The sequence below is a fragment of the Aeromonas sp. s6 genome (assembly GCF_040907815.1).
Classification (GTDB): domain Bacteria; phylum Pseudomonadota; class Gammaproteobacteria; order Enterobacterales; family Aeromonadaceae; genus Aeromonas; species Aeromonas caviae.
Genome location: NZ_JBFOCN010000036.1, coordinates 41,210 through 54,533 on the forward strand (window position 1 = coordinate 41,210; position 13,324 = coordinate 54,533).

General features: G+C 61.5%; 11 protein-coding genes and 1 tRNA gene. 9 read left to right on the top strand and 3 right to left on the bottom strand.

The genetic code is table 11. From position 1 onward, the window contains the following. Positions 1-179: 179 nt before the first annotated feature. Together AB5Y50_RS05530 and AB5Y50_RS05535 are read right to left on the bottom strand one after the other, a co-directional pair. Positions 180-320, bottom strand: coding sequence for a hypothetical protein (locus AB5Y50_RS05530; RefSeq protein ID WP_010675269.1), 141 nt, complete (start codon positions 318-320; stop codon positions 180-182). A gap of 255 nt (positions 321-575) precedes the next feature. Beyond that, positions 576-652, bottom strand: a tRNA-Pro gene (locus tag AB5Y50_RS05535). 385 nt (positions 653-1,037) lie between these two features. On the opposite strand from AB5Y50_RS05535, the gene tadA reads away from it, so the two are divergent. From tadA to AB5Y50_RS05580, 9 genes are all read left to right on the top strand, one after another. Beyond that, complete coding sequence (gene tadA, locus AB5Y50_RS05540; protein ID WP_323952050.1) at positions 1,038-1,586, top strand: tRNA adenosine(34) deaminase TadA; 549 nt, start codon at positions 1,038-1,040, stop codon at positions 1,584-1,586. A gap of 168 nt (positions 1,587-1,754) precedes the next feature. Then, complete coding sequence (locus AB5Y50_RS05545; protein ID WP_368162443.1) at positions 1,755-3,992, top strand: ABC transporter permease subunit; 2,238 nt, start codon at positions 1,755-1,757, stop codon at positions 3,990-3,992. 17 nt (positions 3,993-4,009) lie between these two features. After that, on the top strand, positions 4,010-5,659 hold the full coding sequence (gene pstA, locus AB5Y50_RS05550; protein ID WP_042017560.1) for a phosphate ABC transporter permease PstA: 1,650 nt from the start codon (positions 4,010-4,012) through the stop codon (positions 5,657-5,659). Positions 5,660-5,763: 104 nt separating this feature from the next. Further along, positions 5,764-6,582 carry a phosphate ABC transporter ATP-binding protein PstB gene (pstB, locus tag AB5Y50_RS05555; protein WP_010675264.1) on the top strand — a complete coding sequence of 273 codons (819 nt, stop codon included), beginning with the start codon at positions 5,764-5,766 and terminating at the stop codon, positions 6,580-6,582. 179 nt (positions 6,583-6,761) lie between these two features. Next, positions 6,762-7,472, top strand: a complete 711-nt coding sequence (gene phoU / locus AB5Y50_RS05560; RefSeq protein WP_257710304.1) for a phosphate signaling complex protein PhoU — start codon at positions 6,762-6,764, stop codon at positions 7,470-7,472. Between the two features lie 241 nt (positions 7,473-7,713). Continuing rightward, complete coding sequence (locus tag AB5Y50_RS05565) at positions 7,714-9,033, top strand: hemolysin family protein (protein ID WP_041213150.1); 1,320 nt, start codon at positions 7,714-7,716, stop codon at positions 9,031-9,033. An 18-nt stretch (positions 9,034-9,051) separates the two neighbouring features. Then, the gene (locus tag AB5Y50_RS05570) at positions 9,052-9,594 is read left to right on the top strand and encodes a hypothetical protein (RefSeq protein ID WP_042017561.1); all 543 of its coding nucleotides are present in this window, start codon (positions 9,052-9,054) and stop codon (positions 9,592-9,594) included. Positions 9,595-9,887: 293 nt separating this feature from the next. Then, the gene (locus AB5Y50_RS05575; protein WP_039040257.1) at positions 9,888-10,790 is read left to right on the top strand and encodes a homocysteine S-methyltransferase family protein; all 903 of its coding nucleotides are present in this window, start codon (positions 9,888-9,890) and stop codon (positions 10,788-10,790) included. A 9-nt stretch (positions 10,791-10,799) separates the two neighbouring features. After that, a complete protein-coding gene (locus AB5Y50_RS05580) occupies positions 10,800-12,209 on the top strand; it encodes a basic amino acid/polyamine antiporter (RefSeq protein ID WP_042864109.1) in 1,410 nt (469 codons plus the stop codon). A 54-nt stretch (positions 12,210-12,263) separates the two neighbouring features. Here the strand turns inward: AB5Y50_RS05580 and AB5Y50_RS05585 are convergent. Next, a partial coding sequence (locus AB5Y50_RS05585) for an IS4 family transposase (protein WP_368162444.1) occupies positions 12,264-13,324 on the bottom strand: 1,061 nt, incomplete at its 5' end.

Here is a 13,324-nt window from a genome sequence, read left to right on the forward strand (position 1 = left end):
TCAAGGCGTGTCCATGAAGGAGAGGGAGGTTGGAACGCAGGAGATGGTCAATTAAACTGATTTTTGAAGAAAAACTAGCATTTTGTCGTTATTTGCGGTGGCGGTCTGTTGGCCTGGGTCAAGGGCGGTGCCGGACAGCAAAACCGGCGTCTTGAACCGCACTATGGCACGGGCTCGTCTCAGTAATCTTCATCCGGGGCGGCGAGATCGATCACATCGAGGTGCACTGAACTGCCAAACCCGTGCTCTGCGGAATCGAGCTCGGAGGGCGTGGGGGAGATCAGGGGCTGAACGGGCTGGGAGTCAACAGCTTGGGTCATGGATGCTTGCCTCATTGATTGCAAGCCGGTCGGTGATTCCATCACCCTAGTGTCCACCTCCCTGTTTTTATGGCCGGCGGAAAAGTTGCGTATCCTAGCGGCACTTTATGAAAGCTTCAAGTGGTTCTGTATAAAATTCATGCCAATAAAAAGCGGCGACCCGATGAACGGGGGAGGTGAGAGGAAAAGAGGCAAGCGTCGGGCGTGCAGGCAAAAAAATAGCCCAGTCGTTTGACTGGGCTATTTCGGGGAATTTGGTCGGTGTGAGAGGATTCGAACCTCCGACCCTCTACACCCCATGCAGATGCGCTACCTGGCTGCGCTACACACCGACGGAGTCAGCTCGGCTGACGGGAAGGAAGTCTAATCGGATGATTTGGCGGGCGCAACTCCTTTTTTATCAGGGAGATGCCGACTGCTTCTTTATTGTTCAGCCAAGATGCAACTTGGGCCCTGGCCGGAGTTTTGGCATAATCGCCGCCCCCTTAGGCGGGCACAGGGTGGCGAACACCCGACTCGGGGCGTTCTTATGTCGCCGGGGCCTTTGGCCTCTCTTTCATTGACAGCATCTTCTGCCGTGGGCTACCGGCTACCGGCCAGCGCGAGGGGGAAGGGGCCCGGTGTGCCCAGGGCCGGGACGCAGCAATCCGGGAGTACGCGGCCGATGCCGTGCAGGGGCCAGGCAAGCCGACATCATATCGACGAGAGGATCAGGGCGTGAAACCATCTGAAGTTGCAGCACAGATCAGCCAGCGCGAGGAGGACGAACGCTGGATGCGCCATGCCATGGCCCTGGCAGCCAGGGCAGAGGGGATAGGCGAGATCCCGGTAGGCGCCGTGCTGGTGCTGGGGGACAAGATAGTGGCAGAGGGGTGGAATCGCTCCATCAGCGAGCACGACGCCTGCGCCCATGCCGAGGTGATGGCGCTTCGGGAAGCGGGCAAGCAGCTTGAAAACTATCGCCTGCTCGACACCACCCTCTATGTGACGCTGGAGCCCTGTTGCATGTGTGCCGGCGCCCTCATCCACAGCCGGGTCAAGCGGGTGGTCTATGGTGCCCGGGATTTGAAGACGGGGGCGGCAGGGTCTGTGTTCGACATCCTGCTGGATCCCCGCCACAACCACCAGGTGGTACTGACGGGGGAGGTGCTCGCCGACGCCTGCTCGGCCCAGCTGTCGGATTTCTTCAAACGGCGCCGCGCCGAGAAGAAGGCGGCCAGACTCGCCGCGAAAGAGGCGCTTCCTCAAGATGACAGCGGGGCCTGATGGCCCCGTTTGCTTTTATTTCACTGCCAGACCGGCTGCCTGCTTCCCACCGAATATCAACTGCCACCCCCCCGATGGAGCCTGCGCTCTTTGCCGCTGTTGATGTAACAAAACTGTCATGCATCCGCCATATAATGCCGCCAAGCCTAGCTCACATTGAGGTCTTGCATGTCATCGGAATCGTTAAATCTGGTCATGGCGGGCAGTCGAAAACGCCGGATCAAGGATAAATTGGCCAAATATGGCGTCACCACAGGGGGAGCCCTGGTGCTGGTGGCGCTGCTGCTCATCTTCTTCTACCTGCTTTATGTGGTGAAGCCCATCTTCAATGGCGCCAGCATGGAGAGCACCGCTTCCTTCACCCTGCCCATCAAGGGCAAGACCGCCTGGCTCGGGGTCGAGGAGCAAAACGAGATAGGTTACCGCTTCAGCGACCAGGGGAAGGTCAAATTCTTTGCCGTGCAACCGGATGGCAAGATCAAGACCGGACAGGTGATTGGTGAGGCGCAGGTGGACGGCGAGATCACGGCGGTCGCGCCGCCTGCGCCGGGCCAGAAACTCATCGCCTATGGGTTTGCCGACGGCAAGGCCCAGGTGGTGCAACCCTATTTCAAGATCTCCTATCCCAATGACGTGCGCGTCATCGAGCCCAGCCTGCAATATCCCTTCGGCGAGACCCCTGTGGTGATCGATCCCCAGGGCAAGGCGCTGACGCGCATGGTCTTCGAGGCGACCAAGGACAAAATGGCGACCGCGGCCGTGACCGAAGATGGTCGTGGTGTGCTGATGGTGATGAGCGGTGAGGAGAATTTCCTCTCCGGCGAAATCGAGTGGAGCAACCAGACCTACACCATTCCGTCCCTGCCACGCCATGTTGACCAGATGCTGCTGACCCCGAACCTGCGCCTGTTGTTCGTGCGCGAGGGCAACCGCCTGTCGGTCTATGACATCCACAACCTGAGCGACATCTCCCTGCGCAATGTCATGGAGATCAACGCCCCCAATGCCAGCGTGACCCAGGTGGCACTGCTCTCCGGTGCGTCCTCCCTGCTGGTGGGCAACGACAACGGCGTCATCTCCCAGTGGTTCGAGGTGGCAAAGGATGGCAAGCGCCAGTTCACCCAGATCCGTGACTTCAAGGGCGATGCGCCGGTCGCCCTGCTGACCCCCGAGCACTTTCGCAAGGGCTTCATCAGCGCAGGCAGCGACGGCACCATCAACTTCTTCCATGCCACCGGTGAAGCCAAGCTGCTTGGCGAGAAGGTTGACGGGGGCAACCTGGCTGCTGTTGCCATCTCTCCTCGCCACAACCTGCTGTTGACCCAGCAGGGGGATGACTTCAAGGTCTTTGACGTCGAGAACGATCACCCCGAGGTAACCTGGTCTGCCCTCTGGCAACAGGTGTGGTATGAAGGCTATCCCGAGCCCCAGTACGTGTGGCAGTCCACCTCCGCCAGCAACGACTTCGAAGCCAAGCTGAGCCTGGTGCCCCTGGTGTTTGGTACCTTGAAAGCCTCCTTCTATGCCATGGTGTTCGCGGTGCCCCTGGGTGTCGCCGGTGCCATCTATACCGCCTACTTCATGTCGGCGGGGCTGCGCAAATACGTCAAGCCGACGGTGGAGATCATGGCGGCGCTGCCGACCGTCATCCTCGGCTTCCTGGCGGGTCTGTGGCTCGCGCCCATCATCGAAGGGGCCCTGCCCGGGGTGATCCTGCTGCTGATCCTGCTGCCCATGGGCATGCTGCTCACCGCCCTGGTGTGGAACTATCTGCCGGAGCGCGGCCGCGCCTGGCTGCCGGAAGGCTGGCACGCCATCCTGCTTATCCCTGTGCTGCTGTTCATCGGATGGGGCGCCTTCGCCTTGAGCCCCATCATCGAGAACGCCTTCATGCACGGTGATTCGCGCATCTGGCTGACCCACGACATGGGCATCAAGTTTGACCAGCGCAACTCCCTGGTGGTCGGTATCGCCATGGGCTTTGCGGTCATCCCCACCATCTTCTCCATCGCCGAAGACGCGGTCTTCTCGGTGCCCAAGCACCTGACCCAGGGCTCGCTTGCGCTGGGGGCGACCCCGTGGCAGACCCTGAGCCGGGTGGTGATCCTCACCGCGAGCCCGGGCATCTTCTCGGCGGTGATGATGGGCCTTGGCCGCGCTGTGGGCGAGACCATGATCGTGCTGATGGCCACCGGCAACACCCCCATCATGGACTTTTCCATGTTCCAGGGGCTGCGGACCCTGGCGGCGAACATCGCGGTGGAGATGCCGGAATCGGAAGTGGGCAGCTCCCACTACCGGGTGCTCTTCCTCGCCGCCTTCGTGCTGTTTGTGTTCACCTTCTTGTTCAATACCCTGGCTGAATTCGTCCGCCAGCGGTTGCGTGAAAAGTACAGCTCTCTGTAAGGACTAAGGAATCGACAATGGGTAAGTGGTTTAAATCGGGGGCCCCCTGGATCTGGATGACGGGGGGCGCCGTCAGCCTGAGTCTGGTGGCCGTACTGGGTCTGTTGTTGCTGATTGGCTGGCGTGGTCTGGTCTATTTCTGGCCCCATCCCATCTATGAGTGGCAACTTGAAGATGCAAGCGGCAACAAGAGCGTCCTGATTGGCGAGATCAACGACCGGGAGCTGGTGCCGGTGGAGCGCCTGCGCGCCGCAGGCCAGGCGCTGGAAGGGGAGGATCGCGAAGAGATTACCCGTTATCTGGTCAAGACCGGCAACCGGGAGTTCGTGGACCTCGATTTTCGCTGGGTGCTGGAGACCGATATCAAATCGCGCACCCAGCCGGCGGAGCTCGCCATGGTGGAACGCGCCACCAACGGCAACTTCTATGGTTACATCACCTCGGTGAAGGAAGATGGCCAGGAGCTGACCACGGATCTGCATCCCGCCTTGCAGCGGGTGCTGGCCCGTGCCAACGGCCTCTCAAGCCAAGCCAACGACCTGCAAAAAGGGGCCATCGGCAGCATCAACTACCAACTGGAGCGCCTGCGCCTGAAAGAGCGCAAGGCCGAGCTGGATGACAAGCTGACCGATCAGCTTAAAGCCGAGCTGGCGAGCGAGCGTCAGGCGCTCAACGACCGTTACCAGGTGCTGGAGAAAGAGCTCTTCTCCCTGCGTACCCAGGCGGACAGAGACAGCATCACTGTCAAGGACATGCGCGGCGAGCTGGTGACCATGCCCATGTCCCGGGTGCTGGATGTGGTCTGGCCCAACGACATGAGCCTGATGGCCAAGGTGGGTCACTGGTTCCACCAGATTGGCAAGTTCGTCTCCGATGACCCCCGGGAGGCGAACACCGAGGGCGGCGTCTTCCCGGCCATCTTCGGCACCGTCTTCATGGTGATCCTGATGGCCATCATCGTGACCCCGCTCGGGGTGGTGGCGGCAGTCTACCTGCACGAGTACGCGGGCAAGAACAGCCTGACCAAAATCATCCGCATCGCGGTGATCAACCTGGCGGGGGTGCCCTCCATCGTCTACGGCGTGTTTGGTTTGGGCTTCTTCGTCTACACCCTGGGGGGCAGCATCGACCGCCTCTTCTACCCGGAAGCGCTGCCGAGCCCGACCTTCGGCTCCCCCGGTGTCATCTGGTCTGCTCTGACCCTGGCCATTCTGACCCTGCCGGTGGTGATCGTCTCCACCGAAGAGGGGCTGGCCCGGATCCCGAGCACCATTCGCCAGGGTTCGCTGGCGCTGGGTGCCACCCAGGCCGAGACCCTGTGGCGCATCGTGCTGCCCATGGCAAGCCCGGCCATCATGACCGGCCTTATCCTGGCCATCGCCCGTGCGGCGGGCGAGGTGGCGCCGCTGATGCTGGTGGGGGTGGTGAAGCTTGCTCCCACGTTGCCGATGGACGGCAACTTCCCGTACCTGCACGTGGAGCGCAAGTTCATGCACCTGGGCTTCCACATCTATGACGTGGGCTTCCAGAGCCCGAACGTCGAGGCGGCGCGTCCTCTGGTCTACGCCACCTCCTTCCTGCTGGTGACGGTGATCGTCGGCCTCAACCTGACGGCGATCGGTATTCGTAACCACCTGCGCGAGAAATTCCGGTCGCTGGAACATTAATCCAGCCATTACAGAGACGGGCAGGGGTCTTCCCTGCCAACCAGATATTCCGGCAGCGGGCAAGACGTTTGCCCGCTGCCACCAAGAGAATTTGAGGTAAACAGATGATCAACGTAACACCGAGTTCGGCCCCGCACACCGCCACCGACCTGCTCAACCTGACCCCGGAGCAGACTGCGCTGGAGGTGAAGGATCTCAACCTGTACTACGGCAACAAGCAGGCGCTGTTCAACGTCAACATGAAGATCCCCAAGGGTCAGGTCACCGCCTTCATCGGCCCGTCCGGTTGCGGCAAGTCCACTTTGCTGCGCTGCATCAACCGGATGAACGATCTGGTGGAGATCTGCCGCATCGAGGGGGAGATCCAGCTGCACGGCCACAACATCTATGACAAGAGCGTGGATGTCTCCGCCCTTCGCCGCCAGGTGGGCATGGTGTTCCAGCGCCCCAACCCCTTCCCCAAGTCCATCTACGAGAACGTGGTCTACGGCCTGCGCCTGCAGGGCATCAACGACCGCCGTACTCTGGACGAGGCCGCCGAGCGTTCCCTGCGCGGTGCCGCCCTGTGGGAGGAGGTGAAGGATCGTCTGCACGACAACGCCTTCGGCCTCTCCGGTGGTCAGCAGCAGCGTCTGGTGATTGCCCGTGCCATCGCCATCGAGCCGGAAGTGCTGCTGCTCGATGAACCGACCTCGGCGCTGGACCCCATCTCCACCCTCACCATCGAGGAGCTCATCAACGAGCTCAAGAGCCAGTTCACCGTGGTGATCGTGACCCACAACATGCAGCAGGCGGCGCGGGTCTCGGATCAGACCGCGTTCATGTACATGGGGGAACTCATCGAGTACTCGAATACCAACACTATCTTCACCACCCCGGCCAAGAAGAAGACCGAAGACTACATTACCGGTCGTTACGGCTAAGGAATGCCGGTGATTGAGATGAGCAAGATGAGCATCAACAAGCAGATTGGCAGTCAGTTCAACGGCTAAGGCATGTTGGTGCAACAAGGGTGATTGAGATGAACAAGATGGGCATCAACAAACAGATTGGCAGTCAGTTCAACGGCTAAGGCATAATCGGAGCAACAAGGATTACTGGTATGGACAATATGAACCTCAACAAACACATCTCCGGTCAGTTCAATGCCGAGCTTGAGAGCGTGCGCAATCAGGTACTGGTGATGGGGGGGCTGGTGGAGAAGCAACTCACCGACGCCATCGCCGCCATCCATGGCCAGGATCTGGATGCGGCGCGCAAGATCGTGGCCAACGACCACAAGGTCAACGCCATGGAAGTGGCGATCGACGAGGAGTGCACCCGCATCATCGCCAAGCGTCAGCCCACCGCGTCCGACCTGCGGCTGGTGATGGCCATCATCAAGACCATCACGGATCTGGAGCGGATCGGCGACGTGGCGGACAAGATTGCCCGCATGCTGACCGACAACGCCAACAAGCCGCAGCCGCCGCTGGTGTCGCTGGAGAACATGGGGCGTCGCACCGTCAAGATGCTCCACGACGTGCTCGACGCTTTCGCCCGCATGGATTTGGATGCAGCCCTGGCGGTCTACAAGGAAGATGACAAGGTGGACCGCGAATACGAGTCCATCATCCGCGAGCTGATGACCTACATGATGGAAGATCCGCGCACTATACCGCAGGTGCTGAACGTCTTGTGGGCGGCACGGGCCATCGAGCGGGTCGGTGATCGCTGCCAGCACATCTGCGAGTACATCGTCTACTACGTCAAGGGCAAGGATGTGCGTCACACCAAGGCCGATGACCTGAGCGATCTGCTGGGCAAGGGCTGATAGGGCGCCTTGGGTGGAGCTCCCGTCGCGGCTGCACGACGGGAATCCAGCCTTGATTGAATAAAAAGGCGCTTTGAGCGCCTTTTTCATTGCATGGCACGGCAGTTCAAGATAACGCCACCCAGCGGGCGCTTTTCTGCTAGAATATGGCCCCTGTGTGAGTCCCGGATGGAGTCACGGTCCGGTTTCCCGGGCCCAGTTTGCCGTCTTGTGCTAAGGCGGCTGTCGCAATAGGTTAATCATGAGTTTTGCCGATAGTTTGTTCTTTCTGATGCTGCTGGTCGCCGGCAGCGTGTTCTTCTCACTCTCCGAGATCTCCCTTGCCGCCTCCCGCAAGATCAAGTTGCAGGTGATGGCCGACGAGGGCAACCGCCACGCCGAGAAGGTGCTGGCATTGCAGGCCCAGCCGGGCAACTTCTTTACCGTGGTGCAGATAGGCCTCAATACCGTCGCCATCCTCGGCGGTATCCTGGGGGAATCCGCCCTCAATCCCGCCATCAGGGAGCTGATTGCCGGCTTCTACCAGGGGCCCTGGCTCGGCCAGATTAGCTCTGCGGCCTCGTTCGTCTTCGTCACCGGCATGTTCATCCTGATAGCGGACCTGATGCCCAAGCGCCTTGCCATGACCATGCCCGAGCGGATCGCCGTGGTGGTGGTGCGTCCCATGATGCTGTGCGTCACCTTGCTGATGCCGCTGGTGTGGCTGTTCAACGGCATGGCCAACGGCCTGTTCCGGCTGATGCGCATCTCCATGGTGCGCAACGACGAGATCACCTCCGACGATATTTATGCGGTGATGGATGCAGGTGCCGAAGCCGGTGTCATTCAGCGCGAGGAGCACCAGCTCATCGAGAACGTGTTCGAGCTCCAGTCTCTGGGTGTCACTTCCGCCATGACGGCGCGGGAGAGCCTCATCTACTTCACCCTGCAAGAGGGGGAGGAGAGCATCAAGGCGAAGATCGCCGAGCACCCCCACAACAAGTTCCTGGTGTGCGACCACAACCTCGACAGCATCAAGGGGTTCGTGGATGCCAAGGAGCTGCTGATCCGCGTCATCAGCGGCCAGAGCATCGATCTCAACAGCGGCTCCCTGGTGCAGAACGTCATCATCATTCCCGACACCCTCAACCTCTACGAGGCGATGGAGTACTTCAAGAACCATCGCGGCGACTTTGCGGTGGTGATGAACGAATACGCCCTGGTGGTGGGCATCGTCACCATGAACGACCTGATGAGCACCGTCATGGGGGAGTGGGCCACCCACGTGGTGGAAGAGCAGATCGTCCAGCGGGACGAGAACTCCTGGCTGGTGGACGGGGTTACCCCCATCTCCGACGTGATGCGCGCCTTCGACATCGAGGAGTTCCCGGAAAACCAAAACTACGAGACCATCGCCGGTTTCATCATGTACATGCTGCGCAAGATCCCCAAGCGCACCGACTCGGTCAAATATGCCGGTTACAAGTTCGAAGTGGTGGACATCGACAGTTACAAGATTGACCAGTTGCTGGTCACCCGGGTAGAACCTGCGAGCAATGAGAAGCCCGCTCAGGAATCCTAAAGGAGTTCGTTAGCAATCATGAAGATGAAGACTCATTCCCGTGCGCTGGCCTGTGTGGCGCTCGCCCTGGCACTGGGTGCCTGCAGCCAGAGCGCACCGCGCAAGCCAGTGACGCCTGCCAAACCCGTTACCCCCGAGCCTGCCGTGGTGGTCCCGCAGCAGGATCCCGATGCGGTGGTGCAAAGCGCCGTGGCAGAGCCCAGCCCGGTGTTCGACGAGGAGTATCACGGCCCGGATCAAGGGTCGCTTGAATCGGTCACCGCCCTGTTTGCCCGGGGTTACATCGAATCCGCCATGCGCGAGACCATGCTGGCGGCGGTGCACAGCGACTATCCGCTGCTCGGCATGCGGGACGTGCGTCTCACCGACCCTGTTGCCAAGTTCCTCACCTCGGCCCAGGCACGCACCACGGCCCACGACTACCTCTATGCCGGGGTGCAGCGTCGGCTGGGCCGCCCCCTCAGCCCCGCCCAGTGGGAGCAGATCTGGCAGGGCTATCCCCAGCAGGGCCGGGTCTCCGACTGGGTCAAGCAGACCAAGCGGGTGCTGGCCGGGCGCTGAGCCCCTGGTTATCGGCGGCTGTGCCCGCCTTGATCCCCTGTTTCACAAGAGGCCACCCCCCGGGGTGGCCTCTTGTCGTTTCAGTGCCTGCCCAGGTGATGCCTGTGCCGGGGAGATCTCCCTTTGCCGCCATCATCCTGAGCTTGCCCGGATTTGTTCGTAGCCCCCGATTGCCTCTTGTTCTACTTTGGGTCATGATATTTGGGATTTCTAGCCGTCTAGATGTTTTGATGGCTTAATATGGTTTCACACAATAAACACCCGTCATGGCGGGGAGACGCAGAGAGACAGAGATGGACAAGCAGGATTTGTGGGTACTCGATGGCGGTATGGGCCGTGAACTGGCGCGGCGTGGTGCGCCGTTCCGTCAACCGGAGTGGTCGGCGCTGGCGTTGATGGAAGCGCCCGAGACGGTGCGCGAGGTACACCAGGCCTATGCGACGAGCGGTGCCCGGGTGATCACTACCAACAGCTATGCCCTGGTGCCCTTCCACATCGGCGAGGCGCGCTTTGCCGCCCAAGGGGAGGCACTTGCAGCTCTGGCCGGGCAACTGGCCCGAGACGTGGCCGACGAACAGGGGGGAGCCGTCAAGGTGGCCGGCTCCTTGCCGCCGCTCTTTGGCTCCTATCGTGCGGACCTCTATCAGGCCGAGCGGGTGAGCGAGCTGGCGACACCGCTTATCCGTGCCCTGTCACCCCATGTGGATCTCTGGCTGGCGGAGACCATGAGCCTCATCGCCGAGCCCCTGGCCCTCAAGGCCCTGCTGCCCGAGGACGGCAAGCCGTTCTGGGTCTCCTTTACTCTGGAAGACGAAGCGCCGGGCAGCGAACCCACCCTGCGCTCCGGTGAGCGGGTGGCGGATGCCGTGACCGCGTTGGCGTCGGCCGGGGTGGATGCCATCCTGTTCAACTGCTGCCAGCCCGAGGTGATTGAAGGGGCGCTCAAGGTGGCCGTCGCCGCGTTGCAGGTTCAGGGGCGCACCGACGTTCGCCTCGGCGCCTATGCCAACGCCTTCCCGCCCCAGCCCAAGGAGGCGACTGCCAATGACGGTCTGGACGAGATCCGCGGCGATCTGGGGCCGCTGGATTACCTCGGCTGGGCCGAGCGCTGGCGCAGAGCCGGGGCAAACCTCATCGGCGGCTGCTGCGGCATCGGTCCGGAACACATCGAGGCGCTGGCCAGCCGGCTGCGTTAAGGAGCGCCCATGAAAGAGAGCAAGATCGGGCTCTGGTCCCTCACTGCGCTGGTGTTCAGCTCCATGGTGGGGGCCGGCATCTTCAGCCTGCCCCAGAACATGGCCGATGTGGCGGGCGCCCGCGCCGTGCTGATCGGCTGGGCCGTCACCGGGGTCGGCATACTGGCGCTGGCCATGAGCTTCCTTTACCTGTCGCGGCTCAAACCCGAGCTCGACGGCGGCATCTACAGCTATGCCCGAGCCGGCTTTGGCGAGCTGGTGGGGTTCTTCTCCGCCTGGGGATACTGGCTCTGTGCCACCATCGGCGTGGTGGGGTATCTGGTGATCGCCTTCGCGGCGCTGGGCAGCTTCGTCGACACGCCGGAGCGGGTCTGGTTTGGCGAGGGCAACACATTGGCAGCTTTTGTCGGCGAGTCCTGCATCCTCTGGGCGGTGCACCTGCTGGTGGCCCGAGGCGTGCAGCAGGCGGCCCTGTTCAATCTGGTGGCGACCCTGGCCAAGAGCCTGCCGCTGCTGCTGTTCATCCTGTTCGCCTGCTACTGGTTCGATCCGGTCACCTTTGCGGCGGATCAGGAGGGCAGCACCCTGGCGGTACCGGTCTCCGAGCAGGTGCGCAACACCATGCTCATCACCCTCTGGGTCTTCACCGGCATCGAAGGGGCAGCGGTGCTCTCGGCCCGGGCGAGAAACAAGCGGGACGTGGGCACCGCCACCGTGCTCGGCGTGGTGCTGGCGCTGCTGCTCTATGTACTCATCTCGGTGCTGGCGCTCGGAATATTGAGCCGCCCGGAGCTTGCGGCCCTGCCCAACCCCTCCATGGCGGGATTGATGGCCCAGATGACGGGTTCCTGGGGCAAGCTGCTCATCAGCGCCGGCCTCATCGTGTCGGTGCTCGCCTCCTACGTGAGCTGGACCCTCTTCTCGGCCGAGGTGCCGTTCAGCGCGGCGCGTCACGGGGCCTTCCCGGCCATCTTCCGGCGCGAGAACCGCAACGGCACCCCCATCGCCTCGCTCTGGCTCACCAGCCTGACCGTGCAGGGCTGCTTGCTGCTGGTATGGCTGCTTGGCAAGGGGTATACCAACCTGCTGCTCATCTCCACCTCCATGATCCTGGTGCCCTACCTGCTCATCGGCCTCTTCCTGCTCAAGCTGGTCTTCAGTGGCAAGGGGGGGCAGGGCCGCGGCCTGATGCGGGTGGTGGCGCTGGTGTCGAGCGGTTATGGTTTCTGGCTGCTCTACGCCGCCGGGGTGGAGTACCTGCTGCTGTCGCTTCTGCTCTACGGGCCGGGTCTGCTGCTGTTTCTCTACAGCCGTCGCCAGCTCGGCGCCGAACAGCGGCTCAGCGGGCGCGAACGGCTGCTGGCCGGGGTGACGCTGCTGAGCCTGATCCCCGCCGTCTGGTCCTTCGTTCACGTCTGACCCGGGGGTTGTCCCTGTCATGAAAAAGAGCGCCCCTGGGCTAATGCCAGTCAGTTAAGCCTGACTGGCATTGTTTTTACTAGGTTTTCTCGTCGCATACTTCTGTGGTTTGGCTTTGATGCACCTTGGGTAACTTCGTTCTCGGCGGGCGGGTAACTTGAACTGCTCTGCCTGTTTGTCCAACTCAGCGACACGCCCTGGAACCATGCCCGGTGACACAAACGGCAGGCAACTGAGTTCATGCAGCAGATACACCGATGCCATGTGAAAGCTCAACTGGCTGGCCGTATAGCCCTTTAAGCTCGCCGCCATCCTAACCATCTGATATCTCAGTAGGTTATAGGCCAATACCAAGCCCCATAGCTCCTGCCTTACTCCATCGGGTTTCTTGCTGCGCAGCGTCAGCCGGTGCTGTTGCAGGCTATGTTTCATCTCCCGATAGCCCAGCTCGATTTCCCAGCGATTCTGGTATAGCTCCATCAACTCGCTGGCCGGGAAGCGCAGCGGGTCGGTGAGCGAGGTCAGCACCTGCCGCTCCTTGCCGTTTACCGTCCGGGTCAGCAGCCGGGCTTCGAACTGCTCCGGCAACTCGCTCCACTTCTTCTTGGCCTGCGGACTGGCACTGAGGCGTACCAGCACATCCTGCCGCCCCAGCTTGCGGATGACCTCGTATTGAGCCCCCTTTTTCAGCGGAATAAGCCAGTGACGCGCTACGCCCTGGCGTTGCCAGGCATGGAGTAACCCCAGTGAGTAGAAGCCCTTATCGAACAGGGTCAGGCTATTATCGGGTGTTTTTTCAATCAGTTGCTCTGCCAACACCATCTCGTTTACCGCACAGGAGTCCATCACTGTCTGGGTCAGCAGATGACTGGTCAGCTCCATCTGACACAACATGCGGACCTGGGGATATTGCGTCTCCCCCTGGACGGTTTTCGACTTGGCAAAGGCGCCGGCATTGTCCGGAGTATCGGGCGTGCGCCAGACCACCCCGTCCACGGCCAGCAGCTGCAAGCCGGCCCAGGTGGGGTGCTGACACTGCTGATGCCAGAGTGTGGCGGTCTGCTGGAACACCTGTCGAACGGCTTGGTCAGCCAGTTTTTGGCGCGCCTGGATGA

Excerpts from the sequence above, each read along its gene's own strand:
- AB5Y50_RS05580 (WP_042864109.1), top strand. The coding sequence starts at position 10,800 with ATGAAAGAGAGCAAGATCGGGCTCTGGTCCCTCACTGCGCTGGTGTTC.
- AB5Y50_RS05565 (WP_041213150.1), top strand. The coding sequence starts at position 7,714 with ATGAGTTTTGCCGATAGTTTGTTCTTTCTGATGCTGCTGGTCGCCGGC.
- phoU (WP_257710304.1), top strand. The coding sequence starts at position 6,762 with ATGGACAATATGAACCTCAACAAACACATCTCCGGTCAGTTCAATGCC.
- AB5Y50_RS05545 (WP_368162443.1), top strand. The coding sequence starts at position 1,755 with ATGTCATCGGAATCGTTAAATCTGGTCATGGCGGGCAGTCGAAAACGC.
- AB5Y50_RS05575 (WP_039040257.1), top strand. The coding sequence starts at position 9,888 with ATGGACAAGCAGGATTTGTGGGTACTCGATGGCGGTATGGGCCGTGAA.
- pstB (WP_010675264.1), top strand. The coding sequence starts at position 5,764 with ATGATCAACGTAACACCGAGTTCGGCCCCGCACACCGCCACCGACCTG.
- pstA (WP_042017560.1), top strand. The coding sequence starts at position 4,010 with ATGGGTAAGTGGTTTAAATCGGGGGCCCCCTGGATCTGGATGACGGGG.
- AB5Y50_RS05570 (WP_042017561.1), top strand. The coding sequence starts at position 9,052 with ATGAAGATGAAGACTCATTCCCGTGCGCTGGCCTGTGTGGCGCTCGCC.
- AB5Y50_RS05530 (WP_010675269.1), bottom strand. The coding sequence starts at position 320 with ATGACCCAAGCTGTTGACTCCCAGCCCGTTCAGCCCCTGATCTCCCCC.